Genomic DNA, 23,908 nt, shown 5'->3' on the forward strand with positions numbered 1-23,908 from the left:
TAGGTCTTATATATAAGACTTGTATCAATAAACATATAAAGAATCTATGATTTATAAGGCTTTTCATATACAGCGTATATATAACGCGTATACATGTTATATCAATCTTAAATTTCATGTGATTTACATTTTAATTAATTGTAATAAATCACTATAGAAAAAACTGATAAAAACACTTGAAAAATCACTCATTTTTATTAACATGAAACTTACAAAAATATATATACGACTTATATATAAGTTTTATATATAAGTCGTATATATAAACACTGTTATAACAATGATATATCAAATTTTATTTATAACAATTAATTAATATCACCTTATATAAGCTGTATAAATAGGTTTTATATATAAATCTTATTTATACAACTTATATAAATCGCATCTAAAATATTCAATATCCAAGCACCTACTATCATACGCGTGTATATATTTTACTAAAGGGATTTCATGAAGATCTTATAACAATTCACACTAAGTTTTTTTATTACTTAATTGGTTTGAAGGGATTTATCTCTTATAAGGACGATAATTGTTAATGTTATGTTAATGCGCTGTTCTTTACCTAGTACTTGTTAGTTCACATGAATGTATATGTTGACAGAAAAAAATATGCTCTGTGCCTCATTTGAATACAATTCCATGTCAATTTCAGTCACTCTTAGAAAGCCATTAGAAGAGGCTGTTAATTTCATATGAACAACAGAAATCATCTCAGATTATAATTAACATGTAAAAAAGAGAGCCAGCGGTTAAGCTGACTAATGCAATAGTCCTTAAAATTCCTGTAAATAATCTCTTATACTAAGACATTCAAATAGTATAATGCTAAAAATTTGTATCATCGCTATGAAAAAGGAACATTTCTGTAAATTGAATTATTAACAATAAGTTCTTATCTTATTAACAGCAAAGTGATACTTACATTACACTAAAAGTATTATTAATTTAGTAGAAATAATGATAGCAATTAGAACTTCACATAAAATTAACAACTAATTAATTTCATGTGAATGGAACCTTTTTGTTAAGCACATGTAGACATACTCATTAATTTTTTATCTAAATATTTTATAAGATAGAACACGTAAAAGAATAAGTTAAATTTTCACACTGAATCTGTAACAAACGTAAGAGAGAGCACTCCAACAAAAAGCTTACTTTCTAAAAAATATAGGGAAAGCTACTTTTTGCTATTAAAAGTCTCATTATAATTTTTGAATAATTGTAATCAATTAAAATGTTATTATTCCTATCTAATAAATGTTAGGACGCCATAACATTATTTTATTAACGAAATTTCATTAGAACTATTGTTAGATGTCTAGTAGTATACCGGCCTAACAATACGAAAGGTTTAATAGATCCACATAAACCCATAATCTATAAGAGATTTATAAGTGTAATTACCATCCCAACTCTGGTGTACAAAATTGGGTATCTCTGAAAAGCAAAACCTCTTATTCATGTTTTCTTATTTTACAACCACTATATCGATGTAATAGTATATTAAAAATGATAGGTATTTATTTTAAGTCTAATTTAATATAAGAGGTGTATACTTTGTCCGGAGAAGTGTATAAATATAAACGTCCAGGTACCAAAAAACATTTTCACTTAAAAGAAGCAGACGTTTTTATGTTAACAGTTTTATATTACAAAAGAGCTCTTACAACACGACAAATCACAATGTTATATAGTGCATTTGAGGGAAGAGAATGTTCTGAAGCTAGCATATTTACAAAGCTTGATCGATACTCACAATACGGAGCTTTGCTAACTAAAAAAATAGATAAAAGGGATGACAGCATTACGAAACGCGCCTTATTTGCCTTAAAAGAAAAAACAATTGAATTTTTAATGGAGATAGGGAGAATTCCTAAAAAAAGTTCCAAAAGAAGGTACTCACGAGCAACTTCTTTTCACACAGTATGTTCACGCGAAGTCATTATCCGTACTCTTCTAGCGACTACAAAGAAAGCTCAAACCAATGAGGTATTATATAAAATGGATATTCGTTCTTTTTACCAGAAACAAAATATGACAATTGAGGATGACCAGTTGCCTTTGATTCCTGATGAACATATTTCATATCTAGATAAAAATATCTATATCGAGATGGATATGTGTAAAGAGACAAATGCTACCTTAGTTGAAAAAGTAGGTAAGTACATAGAATTTTCACAAAAAATGAATGAGAATATAACCGTTGTTTTTGTTATGTACGACAAATCTATGTTCCTTGCCGAAGATGCTGAACCACCATACGTGCGTATGAAAAATCTATTATTTTCCATACGGAAATATCATGAAATGTTAATGAATCTACCCAATCTACATATACACGTCTGCTCACTTAAAAATGCTGGAGATGTAATTTCAGATATCATCCTTGGAAAAGATGATAATCATAACTTTGAACAAGATATTCTTTTATCTTTATCTCAACGTTCAGTAGGAGATGCCGATTGGCGTTACGCATTTGTTGAAAGGGTTCAAGCGTTCAAAGAACCAATAGATGGAGGCCTTCGACGAACGTATAAGAGAGATAAAGATGTTATCCAAGATTTCTTCTTTATTTTCGGAAATGAAAATGATTACCGGATGATTGCTAGACTAGACGATGTCATATTTTCAAGAAAAGAAGGAGTCGAAGGCGTTCCACTTGTTGTTATTTATCCGAAACGTGAAAAACCTAGAGATATTCTTTTAATGAACGCTTATCACAACGTTCTACTGCTATCCTTACAAAATGAAAGTGTGACTATAGAAGCGGATGAACAGATCCTGGTACGTACCGCAAATAACATTCATCCGAAAAGACGTAAGCTTGTAGAATTATATTAATCTATTATTTTCTATATAAAACTATATAATTTTATTGTTTTTTATTATTTAAAGTGTTAGAATAGCGTTTGAACATATAATGAAAACTACAATCAAATCAGAACATATGAAATTAAGGCAAGCGACACACGCTGTTTTTACAGTGGGTGTCGCTTGCCTTTTTTTATATGGAGAAAGGTGGAAAATGATAATGAATTTACAATTTGCAACAACAACGAATGGGGGAGTGCTCTCTGCAAGAGAAGCATTTAAGAACCCAGAACTTGTACTTAAACATATTACAGAAGAGGGTGCAACGTTTAATGTTTCTTTACAAGATATCCAAGTTCCTGGAAAGCCAAATTACTTTTGGTACGATGTCATAATTGAAACAGCAACAAATAAGAAAATAGAGGTGAATATTGCAGTACTTTCTCAAGAAGAATATGACCAACTATGTGAAAGAAGTAGTATTGATTTATATTTAAAACAAACCGAAGATGCGGCGAAATTCTTTTTAGAAAAATCAAAAGAGCAATTTAAACCTGAATTCAATAATCGCTTCACATTCCATCATAAAATTCAAATATACCTGTAAAATGTAGGTGATTTTCTATGGGGACACTTAAACAACGGTTACCGTTATTTACTACAATCACCTTAATTAGTGGATTTATTTTTTCATTTGGATTCGGTCTAGTAAACTACATAAAGTTACTTTACTATGCATTTGAACCACCGTCTTATCCTATAGAAATTACATATATACCGCTTATTTTAATGTTCTTCTCTTTACTATTAGGAGAATTTAGCTTTAGGTTTTACAGCCGCATTCCTGCTTTACATGTCAAAAATGGAAATTTGTTAATCTTAATTACCTCTCACATTGCAGTTGATATCCAATTTTTATGGTTTGCAACTGCTCCGATCCATGCAAAGGTTATTCCTTATCTCACGGATAAATCAAAACATATTAATTTTGGTGAATATGAGGCAATAGGCCAGGTTTTAACAGGCAATTTTCACACACTCACTTTGATTTTTGTATTTTTACCCACAGTATTTATGATTTTGTTTACACTTTGGTATAGTGGCCATATTGTTCGTTACCGAGGGGAGATATTAAAGTGGGCACAACAATACGAATATAAAAATCACAAGTTGCAAAAATGGTTTAATAGCCAAGAAGAACAAATATATCCTGATGTAGAAATTGGGCCTCATATTGAGCATAAAGAGATGGTTCGTATTAAGGGGAAAGATAGAACGCTAAATGGAATTATTATTGGTCCGATTGGTTCTGGTAAAACATCAAGTTTAATTATTCCTATGTTAAATCAAGATTTACACTGGATGGTACGTTTCATAAATAAGTTTGAAACAGCGTATAAAAAGAATGATTATGATACAGAAGAAGTAAAAGGAACATATTTAAATGGTGTGACTGTTATTGAACCTAGTAATGATTTATGTCAAAAAGTATTTAAGTTGGTACAAGCACATAAGATCCCTGCAAGTTCTGTTTACTATATCGATCCAACTAATCCTGATACCAAAAATATAAACATTCTGCGAGGACCAGTTGATAAAGTAGCAGAGGTTTTCGCAATGGTTATTCAAGGTTTGTCTGAATCTAACAATGCGTTCTTTGAACAGGCCCAGCGTAACCACCTTAAACAACATATCTATTTACTAAAACTACACAACCCACAAAAAGATGTTACCTTCGACGACTTAATTGAGATGTATGATGATGTAGAACGTGTCCATAGTATGCATAAACTTTTAAAGGTACAAGTAGAGAAGTTATATGATTTTGTTCAAAGCGGGGATGCTTCACGTGACCAAAAAAATGAATATAAAATTATAAAAGGTATTGATGAATGGTTTGATAATACCATTCGTGAAAAAACAGGCTTCCAAGGAGAACCAGCAGTTTATAAATCAGGGAAATATCGCGGACAACCAATGCATTATGACAGAGAAGAAGAATATGTTAAAGGTTTACGTAATATCTTAAAAGATTTGGCTTCTAACGTTTTAATACGACGCGTTTTATTTGGAACATCCGATTTTGATTTCGATGTTCATTTAGAGCAGGGGGGCATTTTACTTGTTAATACAGCGAAAGGGGAGTTAGCAGACCTTTCAAACGTATTAGGAAAATTTATATTGTTAAGTATGCAGAATGCAGTATTCCGTAGAGCGCCAAATATCTCACCTTACCATCACATTATTGTCGATGAGTTTCCGGATTATGTGGTGCGGCCATTTAAAGAATTCCCCGCACAATCTCGTAAATATAAAGTAATTCTAACAATTGCTAGCCAAACACTATCTCAATTAGCTCTCGACTTCACAGAGCAATACATGTTTACCTTACTGGGCTCATTCCGTAACAAAATGATATTTGGAGATGTAACGCCATATGATGCAAAAATCTTCTCTGACATGTTTGGTGAAAAAGAGGAATTTAAAGAGGCGGAATCCGAACAAGGTATTTCTCCTATGCAAGAGAATCCTGTTAGTCGATTAGGATCAACCTATCAGAAAACAAAAGAAGTTATTATGTCACCAGGAGATATCATGGCACAAGGTGCATTCATCTGTGCTGCCCGTATTGTACAAGACAATCATGTCCAACCCGTACAACAAATTACGAGTAACTTTGTACCAAAAGAAGAATTTATTCAAGCGGTTATTCAGGTAGATATGGAAATAGGACGATATTGGGAAAATGAACGTCTCCGTCTTATTAATGAATCTATCGTCAAAGCAAATCCTATGAAGCATGTAGATGCAGAGAAGATGAAAGAATTTGTCCCTTTATTCCCTATGCAAGATGAGGAAATGGAGAAAGATATACCAATAAAATTACAAGGTGAGCAACAATACATTGTATCATTGGAGAATTATAGGGGACATAAATCCGAAAGTACAATCTCATCAAACGATTCTGCAGTTGTCAGCGAACAGATCGAGGTTGATAAAGAAGAGGCTGAAAATACATTGTATAAAGAAATTAAAGGATTCGTAATTGAATCACAACAAGTCTCTCCAGCCTTTCTGCAAAGAAAATTTAAAATTAGCTATATGAAAGCTGCTCGATTTATTGAGAAGTTAGAACAAAATCAAGTTGTAAGTTCTTATGCAGGGAATGGCCCTCGTACAGTTCTAATTTCAAATGATAATAGTATACCAATATTACCAAGAGAATCAGATATTAATACTACCCAATTACTTGATAAAAGTATAGAGAATACTAATTCACAAAAAGTAGCCCTTTCAGGCGAAGACAACGAGGTTACGCAAGGAGAGACAAGTTTCTTTAAAGATATTCTATATGACGATGTTTTAACTTTTGTAAAAAAAGCTGGTACCACGTCTATATCTTTACTGCAGGACAATTTTAAAATAACTTATACACGTGCATCGAGATTAATAGACGCCTTACAACGAAATGGCGAGTTGCCAGTATTAGAAGAAATATCAATAGAAAGTGTAAGTCCTGAAATAACTAATACAGTCCCGGAGGAACATATTGAGGAAGTCATAAGTGTAGAATTACCTCATATAGAAGAATCCCCAGAAAATGGACTTTCAATTTCAATAACAGGGGATGCAAAAACAAATATAGAATCTACCCCAATTTTAAAAGAAAAAAAAGAAAATGTAGAGATCAGTACGATTCCAGTTACAAAAACGGTTAATCACATTGAAGAGAATATGCTTGAAGAGGAAGTTGCAAAAGTTTACGAATCCATTAGCCTTACTGTTCATCAAAACTTAGAAAAAAACATGATAGGGACCATTAGAAATGATGAGGAACAGCGTGAATATAAATACATGAGCTATAAAGAACAACAAAATCGCTTGAAATCCCAACAAAAAAATAAGTATAACAATACGCAATCACAGCTTAACAAAAATGAGCAACCAAAGACCAATATATCCAATGTTATGAGTAAAAGTCTGGATGATATATTTGGTAATATCGAAAACTAGTCTATTAATATTCAAACCCTACATCTCAATAAATTTATATAATTTTTAAAACAATAATCTTACCTAAAATATGATAAAATAAAACTAATTATTATGTAAAAAATATACACAAATAGAAATAAATAGAATGTAGGTTGGTAGATATCAAAAAATCTAAGAATTTATCATTTTAGCCAAGAAGACTCCTTCCTCAAGGAGCGTGAAGGGTCACAGCCAAGTGAGTAGGTGGGAGATGAATTGGCTTCGAACAAGGGATGGCAGGAAGCCATCCCTTGTTCGACATACAGAAGGTATTACTTTACTATTCGTCGAATGTATGTTTGGTGTATAATAGTTATATACCGAAATGAAGGTGAATGAAATGATGGTCAATAAAGCCTATAAGTTTCGTATCTATCCAAATCAAGCACAAGCAATTCTAATAAACAAAACGATTGGTTGTTCCCGCTTTGTATTCAATCATTTTCTATCCTTATGGGATCACACATACAAAGAGACAGGAAAAGGCTTGACCTATGGTACATGCTCTGCCAAACTCCCTGCTATGAAGAAAGATTTTGTTTGGCTCAAAGAAGTGGATAGTATTGCGATTCAGTCGTCTGTTCGCAACCTTGCGGATGCGTATACGCGCTTTAAATCTAAGAAGAACAACGTACAATCTTATACCACAAAACAAACAAATGAAAATATTGCTGTTGTAGGGAACAAAATAAAGTTGCCGAAACTAGGCCTTGTTCGATTTGCCAAAAGTCGTGAAGTAGAGGGACGTATTGTAAATGCCACTGTTAGACGAAACCCTTCTGGCAGATATTTTGTGTCACTATTACATGTAACTTGTATTATAGATTTAATAATATTTCTACTTACAATTTTTCTATTAAACTCATACTAATTTTATACTTGCAAAAATTATATAATACCATTATATTTAAATTAATAACTATATAAATAAAGCATAACTTACGTGAAGGACACACCTTACGTACCATTCCAACGGTACAGGTGTGTCCTTTTTTACGTTCTAGGAGGAAAATATGATGGCAGAAGGTAAAGTAAACACTCAAATTACAGAAGAACTAGGGATGGCTTTTGAACCAGAGAACAACAATATAGAGGAAATGCATGTAGAAATAACCTTTAATCAATTTGAACGAGTACGAGAGCATGAATTAGAAGAATTAGCTCGTATGAAACGTGAGCGTGTTGTAGGGAAAGGATTAATTACTGTCGTTTCTGAAAAACTATTTCCAACTAAAAATGGTACATCAGAGCGTATACAAGTACTTACAATTGAAATCGGTACTCATACGACTGCATACTGTCCCATTACAGAGGCTGGAATCAATATTCCTAAAAACCCTCAGTGGCTAGTAGGAAGGACGAAGCCTGTTATTATTGAGCACTTCCAAAGAACTGAAGAAGGTAACTTCGCCGTCGTATCTATTACCGCGGGAGAACTAGCACTTCAAAAGAGGTTGTATGAAGAAGCAACTGCACAAGAGGGGAATAAAGTATACACAGGAACTATCTCTGGACATATTCCATCTGCACAAACTGTTTTAGTTGAGGTTCATGGTGTAACCGTAGGAGTGAGGTATTCCCAATGGTCACACTCCTTTGTACGTCCAGAGAATATTGTGATTGGTGATGTTGTAGAACTTATCATTGATAAAGTAGTAGAAAAGAATGGTCGTTATGAATTTAGAGGAAATAAAAAGAAACTAGAAACAGACCCAATGGATAAGCTATTAGAGCTAAAAAAACGCCGTGACCGCTTTGTAGGTAAAATAGTAGGGGTAGATGCAATTGCTGGTATTTTCGTAGAAGTTGCACCAGGTATTCAGTTTAAAGGACTAAAGAGCCGTAATCTTGCCAACCCAACTACAGAAGATGCAATAAACCAAACGATTGTTACATGCGAGCTGCTTAATATTGATGCCAAAAATAGAAAAGGAACTGTACGTATCCTAAATTATCCCCAAGGGCAGAGTAAAAAATCTAATTCATCAATTTACCAATTTTAATGAATGATTATGCGTACAATAGAGAAACAATTGCCTACTTATGTACCATCTATTCCTCATTTATCAAATGAGGATGTACAGGGACTTCAAATATATCGAATACATGGACTGGATAAATTCTATGTATTCCATTCTTATGAAGAATTGGTTAAGTTTAAGCAGCGTTTGACAGAGGAACAGTATGCCATACTCACTTTCATTGGTGTTCATACATCTGTTCGATTCAATCATTTACTATATTTATTCAAGAACAAATACTCACGTAAGAAAATAAATGATGCACTTCAAGGATTACTTTACTATCGTCTAATTGAAAAATGGCGGGTTAAGAGTTTTGATTTGGAAATCTTTGAAGAAACATATACATTATCCGATAATGGTTACAAGATCTTAAAATACTGGAAAGGTAATATGTTCTTCTTTGCTCCAGAGCGTCTTGATAATCACGGTAAATATGTTCATCTACGCTATTGGCATGATATAGACCTACTTTGCCACCTGCGTTATGCTCCTTCCTTTATAGGGCATATTATGCATCCATCTATTAGTAAAGGGGTTTTTACCCCTCCTTTAAGTTTTGCTGTGCAGGGAGGAGTAAATCAAGAATTTAATTTTGTTGTATACTCTACCTTATTAACAGATAAAAAAGATCGCTTAAGACAAATTATCGCTAGATGGAGAGATTTCGTAGAGTCAGGTAAGGATGTTATTATGAACGATTTAGGGAATAACCCTACAATCCTAGTTATTTATATTTCTACTGAAAAACAAGCAAAGCAAATTAATAATGAACTACTACTCGATCTAATTCCTGGTAAAGTATTACTATGTATAGGAGAAACGTTACATGTAGAAGGATTACAACATGCCTTTTATCAACCTCTTGCAGAAGGAAAGATTAAGCAATTAAATACAAAGCTATTCACAATAAACTAAGCCACCCTTACAAGCTATTGCTTTCTTTTAGAGGGTGGCTTGTTTATTGTATAAAAAGCATGAAATATTTATAAACAACTTAAGAGAGCTAATTATCCCATGTCTACCTCTATACAAAGTACAGATTTTACGAAATAATACTACTTGATGCCTGTTTTAACAACAATGATATATAGATGTTGTTATTATTAAAATAAAATATACAAGAAAGGAGTAATACATTGCTACGCATACAAAGAGGGTACATGTACGATCCAGATGATAATGAAGTAATTGTAAATGAAATTTTCTACGATGCTGCTTCAGCTAAAAAGCTAGGAAGTAAAATGGGGGTATTTGGTGCAGTAAAACTACCTACTGCTATTTTCCGAAAGGTTCAAGAAAATGAAAGTAAGTCCTATATAGAAAATATTGAAGTTAAAAAAGAAACTATTAGAGAAATACTTTTTTATTTAGACCAAAATCAAAAACCAGAAAAACTTTATTTTGAAATGCAGTACATGAAGTAACACCGAGAACCGAAAATAAGAGGGGATTTATAGCAGGGGAAGTAGGGACATTATTATTCAATACATATAACAACTGCATATAAAACCTCTTCTTATATTCGTTCAATTAAAACAATTGAATACAATATAAAAATAGTTTAATATAAACGTATGTTTATTGTTTAATTGATTCCGTTTATTCCCACGCCTTATGAGTTGTGGTTGAGTTGTAGAAGCAGGTTGTATTCTTGTTTCAATTATGAAAGGGCTTCTTTGAGCCGATTAATGTATATAGCTTATTTTGCTATGCACATTTTCAATCGACTTAAAGAAGCCCTTTTTATGTTGTTTTTAAGTTAGGAATCACTTGTAAATAGACCTTTTGGGCTAATAATATGCTAAATGAAAAAAGCACATATATTGTGCTTTTTTGTTTAAATTAGAGGAGGTATCATATGGAACTTTACAAAGTATGGCTTAAGAAAAAGAATGTGAGAGTAATATGTGCTCGTATTTCTTATGGAGCAGTAAGTTTTATTTAAAGGAAGCGTACATAATTGCGATTGTGTGGAATAGCTAAACTATCAAAAATTAAGTTTAACCGAACAAACTAAAATCATTCATAATGGATATGAAACATTAAGATTACTACAGGATACCTGTAATGAGATAAAAATTACTGGCAGTCCTTATACTCTTGTAGGAATAGTACAATAAAGAATGAATTCATAGCTTAACTTTTTAGTATTGTTAAGATTTTTTGAATTCAAAACGAAAAAAGATATTTAATACTAATTTATAGTAGAGTAGAGAAATGATGGAATATACAAATTATGCACTAGGGAATTTATATAGAAATAAGGTACTCGTTGCAATGCTAAAAGCACAAGGAATTAGAAAACGAAATGTGAGAGGAGCACTATAATATGATTACAGTTAACCGAGGATATATGTATAATCCAGATGATAATGAGGTCTTAATTACCGAAATTTATTATGAAGCTGCTACCGATACTAAGTTAGGAAGTAAGATGAGGAGTTTATCTTATACAGTTATTCCTAATGAAATTAAAGAAAAAATAGAGGCAGCTGCTTCATTATCCTATATGGAAAACATTGAGATGTCCCAGCCATTAGCTGTCGTGTATCAAAATGAAATTAACATGTATGGAAAACCAGAAAAATTATACTTTGAGTATACAAACATTTAAAAAGAAAAAAGACATTGAACAGTTTGTTTCAATGTCTTTTTTCTTTTTAAACTATAGAGGACCAAGGGGTTAAGGCTTTGTTTCGCATCCTATAGTGTTTTAGGTGTGTTATACTTACATTTGTAAATTATAATATTTCGTATAATGTTAGGTTTGTTTGCTACTATTCAATATATATAACTAGAGGAAGAATTATGGTTTTTTTTTAAAAGGTAGTATGTGGTGTTTGTAATAAAAAAGTTGGTTTAAATCGTTATAAAATACTACAATCTGATGCATGGCTATGCCCAGAATGCTTTCATAAAGCAGGTGGCTTGGGTGTTGTAAGTGTAAGTACGGACACTATCGAAGAATTGAAAGTTACAATCGATGCAAAGGTAGCAAAACTTGCTGAGGATCCATTGTCATGCGCTGAAGGAATGTATCAATTCTGTATAGATAATAAATTCGGTTCTGGCTTTAATGAAAAGTCGGGTGTAAAACACTTCAAGGTACTAGAAGATAACTTGATGAATGGCGAAAAAATTCATATGACTTATATCGGAATGCATGATTATCAATCTACAACAAAGCATGATGGTAATTATGCCTACGCCATAACTAATAAACGCATTATGTTCGGACAAAAAACAATGACTGGTGAAAAATTCAAAGCAGTAGATCATAAAAAGATAAATTATATATCTTTTGAAACAGGGATGTTGTTCGGCTTCATAACAATTGATACTCCGCAAGAAAAGTTCAAAGTTGCGTTAGATAAAGATTCAGCAAAATCCATTAATAATCATATCCATCAAGTTCTAGATGCTTTAAAAAGCAAACCTAATGAAGCTCAACCACAAGCAGTATCTGCTCCAATATCAATAGCAGACGAATTAAAGAAATTCAAAGAGCTGTTCGACATGGGTGTTATTACAGAAGATGAGTTTAACGCCAAAAAGAAGCAGTTGCTTGATATATAAATACAAGATAAACAAGACAAGTATATAAGAGGGAAAAAGACATTGGACGTATTTGTTCAATGTCTTTTTTATTAATCTGCAGAGGGGATATATAATGAATATTTACCTGAAATAGAAACGATTCTCTAGACATTTCAATATAGGAGATGTTTTTAGCAATGTCCAATTAAGAAACAACTATTGCATACCAGTTGTTTTTTAATTCAAAAATAAATTTTCAAAATATAATGTACCATAATGCGGCATATTATTTACTCTTAATAGTACTCCTATCAACAATACTACGAATAATAAAATAAGAGATTGCCATAATGATATCTCAAAATTCTTCAAAACAATTACCACCTAATCTACAATAATCTTATTTGAATAACAAATTTTAATCTATATATTAAAATTAATAGCTTCATTTTTAATATTTTATCATATAAATTACATTTGCTCGCATTAAAAATAAGGATAGTTTGATATACAGATATACTTATTGTTTAATTGTTTAATTGTTTAATTGTTTAATTGTTTAATTGTTTAATTGATTACGTTTATTCCCACACCTTTTTTGTGTTGTGGTTGAGTTGTAGAAGCAAGTTGCGTCTTGTTTCAATAATGAAAGGGCTTCTTTGAGCCGATTAGTGTATATATAGCTTATTTTGCTATACAAATTTTTAATCGACTTGAAGAAGCCCTTTTTGTGTTGTCTTCAAGTTTGGAGTTATTGTATCGCCAGCACTTTAGGCAATTATTTTATTAATTAGGGGGAAACATCATGAATTTAGTCATGGGAAAATCACAAGAGAAATTTCCTCAATATTCCATTGGGCTGAGGCTGTTTAGTCGTTTTTGGAATGTCATAATTATAAAACTGAATGTACTCGTCTATCGCTTGACTTAGTTCCTCAAACGCATCGTATTTAAAGTAATATTTCTCGCGCTTAATAGTCCCCTAAAAAGACTTCATTGGCCCATTATCAATGCATATGGACTATGCCTGTTTTATCTATCCGGGGTTTGATAACCAAAAGTTTTACGCATTAAGAACGTTGAGTTTATTGGTAGGAGTGCTAGTTTCCAACTGCAGCACAATATAGCTGGACATGAAACAGGTTTTCTCGCGCGCAAAGTTTAGATTCCTATATTAATTTGTAAAATAAATTCCCTTTATGTTATTATATTTTCCTTGGACTGAAAGTTTATAGTATGTATAGTAAATATTTTACAAGTTAAAATAGGGGATGTATTACGTTGAAATGGTTATCATGGGACCGAAATTTAAAAACTAGGTTAATTGGCGAAACTATGTTCAATACATTGTTTTGGATGTATTTTCCGTTTATGGCAATATACTATAGCGATGCTTTTGGTAAAGCAATTGGCGGAATTTTAATGGCAATTATACCTCTTGTAGGCATAATAGGTAATTTGTTAGGTGGATATTTAGCTGATCGATTAGGGCGTCGACCTGTCATGCTATTAGGCACAATCATACAAGTAGCAATGTTTGCGGTTTTTGCTTTATCTCATTCACATTGGATTAATTATTTAGCCTATATCGGTATTGGAATTAGCGGGGCAATATACAGTCCAGCAAGTTCTGCAATGATAGCTGATATAGTACCAGAAAAGGATAGAAGAGTAGTCTTTGCCACTTTTGTTACAGCTAATAATATCGGTGCTGTATTTGGACCGGTGTTAGGTTCATTTTTCTTCTTTCATTATCGAAGTGAATTGTTATGGACTTGTACAATTGTTACATTTATTTATTTTATAGCAATCTATTTCATAATTAGAGAAACGTTGCCAGAAGCTTCTAAAAATAATGGGGACAAAAACAAAATATCGAAAATCTTTAAAGAACAATGGAATAATTATACGAAAATCTTTAGTGATAAAATTTTCGCTCTTTATATAGTTGCTGGAATATTCATTATGATAGCTTTCATGCAACTCGATCTTTACCTTGCGTTATATGTAAAAGAATTTGTACCAACACAATCTCTTTTCTCATGGAGTACTGGTTCATTCTCTCTAAGTAATACTGAAATTTTCGGATGGATGATGGGGTTGAATGGGACTTTATTTGTTTTATGTTCTCTACCTGTTACAAAATACTTTGAGAATTGGAGCGACCGAAACGTTTTAATTATCTCTAATGTTTTATTTGGAATCGGTATGTTTTTAATAGGGCTTACAACGAATATATGGCTACTGTTCGGGTTTATGGCAATATTAACAATTGGAGAATTGATTCGTTCGCCAGTTGTACATAGTTTTGTCAGTAAATATGCACCTGAAAATGCTAGAGGACAATATATGGCAGCATCTAATTTACAATTTACCATTGGGCGCTTTATTGCACCTATTATGATTGTATTTTCTACATGGTTATCTCCAATTGTTGTGTGTGGCATTATATTACTTTGTGCCCTTGTTAGTGCGGTTTTCTATGTAAAAGTATTTCGAATGATTTCAAATACAAACATGCATAATTCTAAAAAATAGTGATGTTATTGCCATTTAGGTGACGAAATAGAAGTAGAGAAACATTTGAAAGCTTATAACATAAGAGGAGAAAATCTATCTGTATTGGTAAGTAGAGAAAGAGCCAACTCACACTGATATGATCCCCTTATAGTAGATAGGAAAATGAAAGAACACTAACCTGTTTACTATGGAGGGGATTTTTTTATGGGAAAAATTAGAGTCACTTACGATGTAGAATTTAAGAAAAAAGCTATAGATTTATACTTAAAAGAAGGCATGAGCTATAAAACCATTGCGAAAGAATTAGGTATTCATCACTCGGTTGTAAGTCGTTGGGTGAAATACTTTGAAGCTGAAGGAATCAAAGGACTAGAAGAAAAACGCGGTAAAGCGAAAGGACCAGGTTTAGGTAGACCAAGGCTTAGACCCGAAGATTCTGAAGCTAAGATCCGAAGATTAGAAGCGGAAAATGAAATGTTAAAAAAGCTCTTAGGGATGTAAAAGGAGGAATGAAAGTCGTATCCAAAACGAAAAAATTCGAAGTCATCCATGAAATAAAAAAAAACAGGTTATACAGTAACCATTCTATGCAATATTGCTGGTGTAACCAGAAGTGGATACTACAAATGGATAAAACGGCATACGACGCCTTCAATAAAACAATCCGAGGATATCGAAATTAAGAAAAAGATATTGAAGTGTCATAAAAAATTAAGAGGAATTTATGGATATAGAAGAATACAAGTGTGGCTGAAAGCCACATATAACCTTCATTTGAATCCTAAGCGCATCCAAAGATTGATGAGTGAACTAGGTATCAAAGCCGTAATTAGGAAAAAACGACCTTATTACGGAAAAAAAGAAGCTTATGTGATTTCAGAGAACCATCTAAATAGGGAGTTTCAAGCTTTAAAACCGAACGAGAAATGGGTAACCGATATTACCTATTTGATTTTCAATGGACAGCGCTTGTACTTATCCGCTATTAAGGATTTATATAATAATGAAATTGTTGCCTATGAAACCAGTCGTAGAAACGACTTAAAACTTGTGTTAGATACACTTAAAAAGGCAAAGAAAAAACGAAATGTGAAGGGAATCCTCTTACATAGTGATCAAGGGTCCCAGTATACATCTCGTCAATATAATCAATTACTTAAAAAATATCAGATGAAGGCAAGTATGTCTCGAAGAGGCAACTGTTGGGATAATGCTTGTATGGAAAACTTCTTCATTCGCTTTACGGAAGGAGTGTTTTCATTTACACTCCTTCCGTAAAGCGAATGAGGTCAAACTTGCCGTGCGTAAATATATGTACTTTTATAATCATCAAAGATTTCAAAAGAAATTAAAGAGGAAATGAAAAAAGTCTATTTATCTCGAGATTGTTGTTTTGTAGGTTACAGTGGAGGAAAAGATAGTTCTGCTACGTTGACATTGCTATGGGATGCGATTGCTGAGTTGCCGCTAGAGGAACGTACAAAACCTATTCATATCTTAACTTCTGAGGTTGGAGTGGAAACACCTGTTATGACTGCTTATATCTCACGTACATTAAAGAAAATCCAAAAAACTGCGGATAAGCAAAACCTGCCGTTTGTAGTACATAGTGTACGACCATTAATAAAAGATTCATATTGGTATAAACTAATAGGTAGAGGTGTACTTCCACCAACAGGAAATAGAAGACTACGATGGTGTACTGATTCCCGTGAACTACTCGCCACTTAGAAAGCTTGAAGTGGGAGCTTCTCAGTTCCACGACGAAAGTAACCTTTCGTCTCCCTGAGCGTTACTTCGGGGTGTTCCCCCCCTAGATGTCCAACGCATGGATGCTCTTTTGGTACGGTTGATATTTTACGCAGGAACCGAATGGCTTGGTTTTCGCACTCTATTTTCTTCCTGCAACCTTGTATATCAAGTTATCAAAGAACTTCATATAGTTAGTTTATCAAAAGTTTTTGGCTATGCCAAACCGAAATTCATCTCCCACCTATCGTTGGGCTACGCCCTTCACACGCTTGAGGAAGGAGAATTCTTTCGGGGAATACGTTAAAGTTAAACCCATGCAACGTAAGATGAAAGAAATACTCATAGATTCCCAAACTAAAAATGTAGTAGACTGCTTTGAAGAATATGATGGAGTCCTTGCGTTGGCAGTTCGTAATGAAGAAAGTGCACGTAGAAGACATAGTATTCAAAAATATGAAGTTAGTAACGATTCTTTATTTTCACGTCATAATGATATGAAAAATATATTCTGCTTTAATCTGGTCAAATTCTTAACTGGTGATGAAGTATGGATGTTGCTTTTAGATAGAGGGATTCTACCTTTTGGGGTAGATGTGGAAGAAATGAGCATACAGTATAGACAGGCTATGTTTGAATGCGGGATTAAAACAGGTGGAATACAACAAGGAAATGCTTGTGGTGCCGCACATTCACGTAGCGGATGTTGAACTTGCCTTATGATGAGTGGTGAGGATAAAATGCTAGCTCAATTAATAAATGAGGGATATACAGAATACACGTATCTACAATCATGGAAAAGCTTCTTACGCTCCATTCGAAACGATATTCGATATCGGAATGTAATGGAATAGGCGTAGTCTGCAAACACTCCTTAGAAACGAAAATAAAAGGGATTCAGATTTATTTTCAATTCATAATGATGCAGAATATGATTATATTATGTTTAATCGTACAGAAAAAGGAGATTATGCACCAGGAGGACTTACAGTAGAAGGTAGAAGAATGCTTTTAGAGTATCTACTTTATACGCAACAAGAGATGAATACGACTCTTATATCTGAAGAAGAGATCGAAGCAATATTACAAGCCTGGTATGAAACGGATCGGATTAGAGTATATCGTGATGAATTGGAGCCTATACACCACGTATTACTTGGTGAATTGGTGTTCAAGCCCGATTGTACAATAAACGAGGAAAAAACGACGTCCCCATTCCTCGTATTTTTCGTAGAAATAGATACTCATTTAGGGAAGCAGGATCTATTTCGTTGGATTAAAGAGCGGCAAAAAATTACGCACCAGAGCTTTTTCTTTTTCCCTTCAAATTATTCAAATGAATCTGCAAAACTAACATGGAACAAACTAACCTTTGTTGTATCTAGAGCAGATATAACAGGTGCAAGGGATGCTGAACGGATTGTGCGTCATTAGTTAGGGATGGATATGTACCATGGAAAGAGAGAAGAATAGCACAAACAAATGCTTATTCAGCTCTTAATTCAATCCATGAAGAATGAACCACTTTTTAAGCAGGATGAATTAGAGAGTACGAAGCTGTTGTATGCTGCAGAGTTTACAAATAGACTTTCTCGATTACTAGAAACAGAGGAGTTGCTATCTGAAGAGACAAACCATCTCTTTGTAAAAATACTTAAGAAACTAAGAAACGAGGCATTTTCAATAGCCTAATAAGTAAATAGAGGATATATTTAAAGAAAGTACCTATACTACCTAAGGTACTTTCTTCATTTTAACAGCAAGGGGACACATTATATCTATCAATATAGAAAATATATAGGGGATGATTAATTTTGCGCCTATACATATTAGAAATTATTACAGCTCACAAAATAAGCTTTCTTAATGCGACATCTACAGAAACGGCCATAGAAACATTTCAGGGAATATATAAACAATATGCAGAACAAGTACCTTTTCATGTTAGAGAAGTTCACCCTAGTGAAAAAATCATAATGGATGCAATAACCGGTGAAATACATTGTATAGGAGACAATAGCATTTTAAAGAAATGTTTAGAGAATCTTATGCACTTACATGCTCCGATTGATTGGGTTCCTTCGCTTGAACTTAATCAAGCTGTAAAACCAAATCCGCTCTCGTTTACTATACATGAAGCATGCCTTGTAAAAGGAAATCCTCAGTATAACGAGGTTGGGATTGATGTTTGGGAAAGTATTCTCCAGGTATCATTAAATGATCGTGGGGAGTTTTGGAATGCTCTAAAAAACTTTCTAAACATTGATGTACTGTCTGTATCCGAATTAGAAGGATTAATAAAAGTTAAGGAGAATAGGTGATAATAGTGCAATTCGAAGAACTACTTATGAAGTATATAGAAGAAAATAAAGAAGAACATTTTCAAGATATAATCTGCAAGAACGAACTTATGATTAAAAAGATAGATGAGAAAAAATAAGAAGTAAACAGAAGGTAACAAATAAATAAATAAATAAAAGGACGTGTTCTATACCTAGAATACGCCTTTTTATTTTTGTGTTTTTATAAATCACTGCAAATATTGATAATATCTCTTTAAAGATATCTTAGTTTTGAACCCCATCCTGCTTACCAATTCATCTTCCGATATCCCTAGCTTAATAAGACGGAGAATAAATGTATTCCTCATCTGCTGGGCAGAAATACGCCTATTTAACTCCGCTCGTTTCACTTCAAGTCGTATCATCTTTTGTATAGCAACCTCAGACAAAGCTTTTGGCGCATCCTTTTCGTACAGCCATCGATACGTTCCCAGATTAAAATCAAATGCTATGAACAAAGGATTATCAGTATATTGTCGTGGTCTTACTGGTTCCGGTATCGTTTTATAATATTTATATAGTTGTTTTGTATCCTCTCCCGTTAAAGAGATAGATCTAGTCATACCATTTTCCCCTGGAACAATTAAAGTGTTTCTAGCAAACTGTATATGGCTCATATTAAGCGATACAAGCTCTTGCAAGGATAAACCATAGTTTACTACTAAATTTATTATACAAGCGTTTCTATCCATAATTAGGGGTCGATATTTAGCTTGTCGTTCTGTTAACCCTTTTGTTGAAAGTATAGTTTGTTTTAAAAGCTTTTCTTCCACTTCGGTAATAAAATCATTATCACTTAGTGATTGATCCGGAATTAAGGAGAGGTGAATATCATCTAATGGGCTATCTATCCCTAAAAACATGTGCAATTTCTTTAAAACCACCCATATTCTGTGCCTTGTTTTAAGAGAATACTTACGTTTGTTTTCTAACTCCGAAAAATATGCTTGATAATCTTCTCCAGATAGTTCATGCCATAATTTGATATGTGAAAGTACTTCATTTACTTCTAACCATCTATGAAAATCCTTAACATCGTATGAATAACGTTGGATAGTAGAGTGTTTTCGACCTTTTTCTGTTAAATAAACAGAAAAAGCTTCTAAGGTTTCTTCTATGCTAATTGCCTCGTTCAATATAATCACTTAATTTCTTTGGGTATATTATAACAGAAAGTATGTTAAAGACCCGCTACCGCCCTTTGCTACGCACGGTTGCTGGCATATCTAAAACACAAACGGACAAACAACCCTTTGCGTTTTGGATATGTTGATTATTATTTATAAAGCAAAATAAATAGGGCTATCATAATACTCCAAAAAGGCACTACAAAAACTAATCCCCAAATAATCCCTTTAAAAAATCTAATCTCGTTATGTGTATTCGTTTCTATATAAGTTGTATCTTTTAGTACAGTCATATTTAATCCTCCCAATGATAATTGTTTCCTAAAATGAAAAAAGGACAAACCTCGTCCTTGTAGGGATACGTAGGTTTGTCCTTTTGTATGTGGGTAATGATATGTTTAATTACCATTATTATAACGGAATTTACAAATATTTTCAATTAGGTCAGACATCTTATTAACAAGCATACTAGTAATAATAAAATCTATTATAAATATATATCTTATATATTAAAAAGAAATAAAGATAAAACTATTATAGGTCATCAAAAATAGGGGAAAGATCTACTCCCACAAGGGAAAATTTGATGTTAGAACCTAAAAAATCATAAATAGTAAAAAATGTATCCGTAGATTCAATAATTATCAGACTTTCAATTCTACAAAAAAACAGAAAGAAAATCATATGTTTCTACATGAAATCGGAAAGAAATTAATACAAATCACTTTATATTTATCCAACTATGGAAATAGGCTTTATTTTCTTTAGTTTGGTAAATAAAGCAGTGTCTAGCCTCAACTTGTCCACATTTTGTTCAGAAAATGTAGCGATTTGTTAACATAACTCAGTATTTACACATAACTCACATTATTGTTGATGATTTTTATTAGATAAAATGAATAACACTAGTATTATCAAGGATGTTGTGAAAATTTTATTCACATTTGATCATATTTGTCCTCATATCCACTATTTTTATAAATATCCTTCTGATTTTTTGTAGATATAAAATCGAATGTTTTACTATACGTGAAGAATACCCAATGTGGAGTGTGGAGATTCTTGTATAGCTAGAAGAGAACTTGTATAGAAATGCATAAAAAAAGACTCCATTTTACATGAAGTCCTTCTGATTTGGTATTTATAAATAGAGAAGTAGAAAGGGGATGTTAATGAAACAAACACGAATAGCTCTCCACTTTTGATTTTTTCAAAAATAGAGAGCTTGTTGCTATTATTTTATTTCCATTGCATTTAGCACCTGATCTGGAGCTGTTATTGTTACACCAGCACGTACTAAACGTTCGAAGGTACGCATAAACTCTAGTAAATTAAATTGCTTTGGTAGCTCAATAACACGAAGTTTTTCTTGTGGCAGCTTATCAATTGCCTCGATAAACCATTCGCGCACATCACTTGGAATTGTGCGTTCTTTATGACCGCGAACTTTTAGCTTTTCACGCATTTCAATTTCTAAAGCGATATATGCATGGAGATTCACACCCTGATCATATGCATATTTTCTAAATAACGTTTCTTCCTGGTATTTTAGATAATTACGGTGATAAGACTCTTCCGTAACTGGTACTGCAAACTTCTGCTTCAGTAGTGCATGCACATTTTTAAACATCTTCTTAATGTTATGAAGAGAGTACATAGAATAATGTAGCCCAAAATTAAAGACAGCTTGCTCACGGTCACTATTTCTCTCTTTTGGTATGTGCTGGGCAATAAGAGGGTAGATACCTTCTTTTGCTGCTGTATCGAGAATTTGATATTGAGATGTTTGATGCAATAGTTTCTTCAATGTATATACAATTTTCGTTGGATATCCTTCTTTTCGATCAACCATGTCACGTAGTCCGCGAATTACACTGCGAATTTGACGGTGACAAGTATGCTTTAAGACATGAATGAATTTATTCATATCTGCAGACAGTTCACCGATGTTCATTTCTTGTAGGACTGACTCAATGAACTTCGCTTTACGAGCATAGGTAGCTTTTGGTGTAAATGGATCCCTGTGTTGTTCTTCTCCAGTTTCTTTCGAACATAAGAAGTCTGAATGGATAGACAGATATAATGTTGTATATCGTTTTGTATGCTTGACACCTTTTTGCATTTTGCAAATTTTGAATAGGGGATTCCCCGTACATGGTAATGCAGTTGTTAATTCTTCGATAACCGCACGGATCTGATGCGGATATTTTTTATGTAAGAAACGATACATCCCACCAAAGTGAGTTTTGTTGCCTCTTTCATCTTGCTTGTCCAAAGAACGTTTTAAAGTTGTTTCTGTATGTTGTTGCATTGCCATATCTAAGAATAGCTTCTTAGCCGCTACAGATAGCTTAAAGAAATCCTTTGTAAATACAACCGGACTAATATATACGTACGGATTTGCTTTTTCTGTTTCCTCATTCATAAAATGAGTCAGTTTAATTGTATATCGGCCATCTACGCCATTTTCAATGGAGATAATGTTATGTAAGTTTAATTTTTTTAATGCGATATAGAATTGAGAGTGTTGGATATAAGCAAATTCTTCTTTATATTGCTTGTAATCTTCCCACATCATATGTATTGTTACATTTGGAATGACACCATTTGTATAGCATTTTTTATGTAGGTACAAGAATACTTCAAGATCTGCATTCGTAATACCGTATAATTTATGTTTTCTTCCGGTTTTTTCTGCAATTGCAGACATTGCGCGACGTGAAAAAGATGGCTTGGCTTTTTCGACAAAGCCTTCTACGTCAGCAATACGTTCTTCGTATGTCATGTGCTGCAGAATATCTTCTAAATATGTATCTTTATAGCTGTAGTATTTCTCCTCAAATGTTTCCACAAGCTTTTGCCAAGATTTTAGTGTGACTAAAACTGCGTTTGTCTTTTCACCATTTAAGCTACGTTGATTACGTATCACAAATGATTTCCCCATCTTTTTCACCTCCGTTCTGCAAAATTCGAAATGTATGCCAGAATACTATAAAATATACCAATTTTGATTATAGCAAATCGAAATTTGGCAAAAGGTGCTCCTTTAAGAAGAAAAATAGCAACTTGCAACAGCTCATGAAGCTAGTTGTATCAAGGGATAGGAGAATTTCATAAATTTTTTTTGTGTTAAGGATACCGCAAACGTGTTGCAAGTTGTGTGATAGGTATAAAAGTAAGTGGAAAGGTACCTAAACCCTTGGTATATAAAGAATTATATTAAAATCTGTAGGGAAGTTAGGGAGAGGATACCGCAAACGTGTTGCAAGTTGGTGAACACAATCATAAAAAATGAATTACAAGGATTAACCTTGATATAGAAGGACTTGTTGGCATTTATAGATTGAAAGTAGGGAGAGGATACCGCAAACAGTGTTGCATCTTGTGAGAAAAATAAGGGTATGCATACCGCAAACGTGTTGCAAGTTGTGTGATAGGTATAAAAGTAAGTGAAAAAGTACCTAAACCCTTGGTATATAAAGGATTAGAGTGAAAATGGTAGGGAAGTTAGGGAAAGGATACCGCAAACATGTTGCATTTTATGTATGTAACTTATTCAAAATATGAGAAAAATAGCTTAAAAACTTTAAAATGACATGATTTTTTAAGAATTACTTGGTTGAGAAATAAATTATACTGTTGCAAGTTGAAAGAAATAGGGCAAGGATACCGCAAACGTGTTGCAAGTTGAGAAATATAAGGTAAATAAAGCGCAAAAGGAATGTAAGTAAAGAGAGATAGGTAAGAGAAAGAG

The 23,908-nt window shown here is 33.0% G+C and carries 18 protein-coding genes and 4 pseudogenes; 18 read left to right on the forward strand and 4 right to left on the reverse strand.

All coding sequences use genetic code 11. The annotated features are described in order from the left end of the window. Nucleotides 1-1,566 precede the first annotated feature (1,566 nt). The 9 genes and pseudogenes from AC3WVA_RS24265 to AC3WVA_RS24305 all read left to right on the forward strand — a co-directional run bounded on the left by AC3WVA_RS24265 (nt 1,567) and on the right by AC3WVA_RS24305 (nt 12,455). A complete protein-coding gene (locus AC3WVA_RS24265; RefSeq protein ID WP_098521693.1) occupies nt 1,567-2,850 on the forward strand; it encodes a replication-relaxation family protein in 1,284 nt (427 codons plus the stop codon). Nucleotides 2,851-3,040: 190 nt separating this feature from the next. Further along, a complete protein-coding gene (locus AC3WVA_RS24270; protein WP_048530099.1) occupies nt 3,041-3,427 on the forward strand; it encodes a hypothetical protein in 387 nt (128 codons plus the stop codon). A gap of 17 nt (nt 3,428-3,444) precedes the next feature. Beyond that, a complete protein-coding gene (locus tag AC3WVA_RS24275; protein ID WP_492322227.1) occupies nt 3,445-6,834 on the forward strand; it encodes a DNA translocase FtsK in 3,390 nt (1,129 codons plus the stop codon). 361 nt (nt 6,835-7,195) lie between these two features. Continuing rightward, nucleotides 7,196-7,684, forward strand: a pseudogene (locus tag AC3WVA_RS24280) (helix-turn-helix domain-containing protein); the annotation flags it as partial. 187 nt (nt 7,685-7,871) lie between these two features. Further along, entirely contained in the window at nt 7,872-8,858 is a 987-nt protein-coding gene (locus tag AC3WVA_RS24285) for an RNA-binding protein (RefSeq protein ID WP_098521815.1), read from the forward strand. Between the two features lie 9 nt (nt 8,859-8,867). Beyond that, nucleotides 8,868-9,794, forward strand: coding sequence for a hypothetical protein (locus tag AC3WVA_RS24290; protein ID WP_098521814.1), 927 nt, complete (start codon nt 8,868-8,870; stop codon nt 9,792-9,794). A 221-nt stretch (nt 9,795-10,015) separates the two neighbouring features. Continuing rightward, the gene (locus AC3WVA_RS24295) at nt 10,016-10,303 is read left to right on the forward strand and encodes a hypothetical protein (RefSeq protein WP_097842103.1); all 288 of its coding nucleotides are present in this window, start codon (nt 10,016-10,018) and stop codon (nt 10,301-10,303) included. 905 nt (nt 10,304-11,208) lie between these two features. Further along, nucleotides 11,209-11,493 (forward strand): hypothetical protein, encoded by a 285-nt coding sequence (locus AC3WVA_RS24300; RefSeq protein ID WP_098521813.1) that lies wholly within the window; start codon nt 11,209-11,211, stop codon nt 11,491-11,493. Between the two features lie 260 nt (nt 11,494-11,753). Beyond that, a complete protein-coding gene (locus AC3WVA_RS24305) occupies nt 11,754-12,455 on the forward strand; it encodes a PH domain-containing protein (protein ID WP_492322246.1) in 702 nt (233 codons plus the stop codon). Between the two features lie 787 nt (nt 12,456-13,242). Here AC3WVA_RS24305 and AC3WVA_RS24310 read toward each other — a convergent pair. Next, a complete protein-coding gene (locus AC3WVA_RS24310) occupies nt 13,243-13,392 on the reverse strand; it encodes an IS3 family transposase (RefSeq protein WP_098347633.1) in 150 nt (49 codons plus the stop codon). Nucleotides 13,393-13,456: 64 nt separating this feature from the next. Here AC3WVA_RS24310 and AC3WVA_RS24315 point away from each other — a divergent pair. From AC3WVA_RS24315 to AC3WVA_RS24355, 9 genes and pseudogenes are all read left to right on the forward strand, one after another. Then, nucleotides 13,457-13,575 (forward strand): annotated as a pseudogene (locus tag AC3WVA_RS24315) (amidohydrolase); the annotation flags it as partial. Between the two features lie 122 nt (nt 13,576-13,697). Continuing rightward, nucleotides 13,698-14,954: an MDR family MFS transporter gene (locus tag AC3WVA_RS24320; protein ID WP_429604391.1), complete on the forward strand. Its 1,257-nt coding sequence runs from the start codon at nt 13,698-13,700 to the stop codon at nt 14,952-14,954. A 186-nt stretch (nt 14,955-15,140) separates the two neighbouring features. After that, nucleotides 15,141-15,437: a transposase gene (locus AC3WVA_RS24325; protein ID WP_078183867.1), complete on the forward strand. Its 297-nt coding sequence runs from the start codon at nt 15,141-15,143 to the stop codon at nt 15,435-15,437. Nucleotides 15,438-15,515: 78 nt separating this feature from the next. Continuing rightward, a pseudogene (locus AC3WVA_RS24330) lies at nt 15,516-16,214 on the forward strand (IS3 family transposase); the annotation flags it as partial. Next, nucleotides 16,147-16,299 carry an IS3 family transposase gene (locus AC3WVA_RS24335; RefSeq protein ID WP_166689539.1) on the forward strand — a complete coding sequence of 51 codons (153 nt, stop codon included), beginning with the start codon at nt 16,147-16,149 and terminating at the stop codon, nt 16,297-16,299. The pseudogene AC3WVA_RS24330 and the gene AC3WVA_RS24335, both read left to right, overlap by 68 nt. After that, nucleotides 16,296-16,667, forward strand: a complete 372-nt coding sequence (locus AC3WVA_RS24340; protein WP_411470227.1) for an adenine nucleotide alpha hydrolase family protein — start codon at nt 16,296-16,298, stop codon at nt 16,665-16,667. Before AC3WVA_RS24335 ends, AC3WVA_RS24340 begins: the two co-directional genes overlap by 4 nt. A 335-nt stretch (nt 16,668-17,002) precedes the next feature. Then, a pseudogene (locus AC3WVA_RS24345) lies at nt 17,003-18,377 on the forward strand (adenine nucleotide alpha hydrolase family protein). Between the two features lie 122 nt (nt 18,378-18,499). Continuing rightward, nucleotides 18,500-19,006, forward strand: coding sequence for a hypothetical protein (locus AC3WVA_RS24350; RefSeq protein ID WP_098521810.1), 507 nt, complete (start codon nt 18,500-18,502; stop codon nt 19,004-19,006). Beyond that, nucleotides 19,003-19,125: a hypothetical protein gene (locus AC3WVA_RS24355; RefSeq protein ID WP_255285134.1), complete on the forward strand. Its 123-nt coding sequence runs from the start codon at nt 19,003-19,005 to the stop codon at nt 19,123-19,125. The genes AC3WVA_RS24350 and AC3WVA_RS24355 overlap by 4 nt, the downstream gene beginning before the upstream one ends. Before the next feature lie 90 nt (nt 19,126-19,215). On the opposite strand, the gene AC3WVA_RS24360 is transcribed toward AC3WVA_RS24355, so the two are convergent. From AC3WVA_RS24360 to AC3WVA_RS24370, 3 genes are all read right to left on the reverse strand, one after another. Beyond that, complete coding sequence (locus tag AC3WVA_RS24360; protein ID WP_176539125.1) at nt 19,216-20,172, reverse strand: tyrosine-type recombinase/integrase; 957 nt, start codon at nt 20,170-20,172, stop codon at nt 19,216-19,218. 131 nt (nt 20,173-20,303) lie between these two features. Next, nucleotides 20,304-20,447, reverse strand: coding sequence for a hypothetical protein (locus AC3WVA_RS24365; protein ID WP_000217297.1), 144 nt, complete (start codon nt 20,445-20,447; stop codon nt 20,304-20,306). Between the two features lie 941 nt (nt 20,448-21,388). Then, a complete protein-coding gene (locus AC3WVA_RS24370) occupies nt 21,389-23,098 on the reverse strand; it encodes a hypothetical protein (RefSeq protein WP_195756894.1) in 1,710 nt (569 codons plus the stop codon). Nucleotides 23,099-23,908: the final 810 nt, after the last annotated feature.

This window comes from Bacillus sp. EB106-04-02-XG92 (genome assembly GCF_058791995.1).

What these genes read in the sequence shown, in the direction of transcription:
- AC3WVA_RS24325 (WP_078183867.1), top strand. Translation starts at nt 15,141, where the DNA reads ATGGGAAAAATTAGAGTCACTTACGATGTAGAATTTAAGAAAAAAGCT.
- AC3WVA_RS24300 (WP_098521813.1), top strand. Translation starts at nt 11,209, where the DNA reads ATGATTACAGTTAACCGAGGATATATGTATAATCCAGATGATAATGAG.
- AC3WVA_RS24370 (WP_195756894.1), bottom strand. Translation starts at nt 23,098, where the DNA reads ATGGGGAAATCATTTGTGATACGTAATCAACGTAGCTTAAATGGTGAA.
- AC3WVA_RS24290 (WP_098521814.1), top strand. Translation starts at nt 8,868, where the DNA reads ATGCGTACAATAGAGAAACAATTGCCTACTTATGTACCATCTATTCCT.
- AC3WVA_RS24335 (WP_166689539.1), top strand. Translation starts at nt 16,147, where the DNA reads ATGCTTGTATGGAAAACTTCTTCATTCGCTTTACGGAAGGAGTGTTTT.
- AC3WVA_RS24340 (WP_411470227.1), top strand. Translation starts at nt 16,296, where the DNA reads ATGAAAAAAGTCTATTTATCTCGAGATTGTTGTTTTGTAGGTTACAGT.
- AC3WVA_RS24270 (WP_048530099.1), top strand. Translation starts at nt 3,041, where the DNA reads ATGAATTTACAATTTGCAACAACAACGAATGGGGGAGTGCTCTCTGCA.
- AC3WVA_RS24365 (WP_000217297.1), bottom strand. Translation starts at nt 20,447, where the DNA reads ATGACTGTACTAAAAGATACAACTTATATAGAAACGAATACACATAAC.
- AC3WVA_RS24275 (WP_492322227.1), top strand. Translation starts at nt 3,445, where the DNA reads ATGGGGACACTTAAACAACGGTTACCGTTATTTACTACAATCACCTTA.
- AC3WVA_RS24285 (WP_098521815.1), top strand. Translation starts at nt 7,872, where the DNA reads ATGGCAGAAGGTAAAGTAAACACTCAAATTACAGAAGAACTAGGGATG.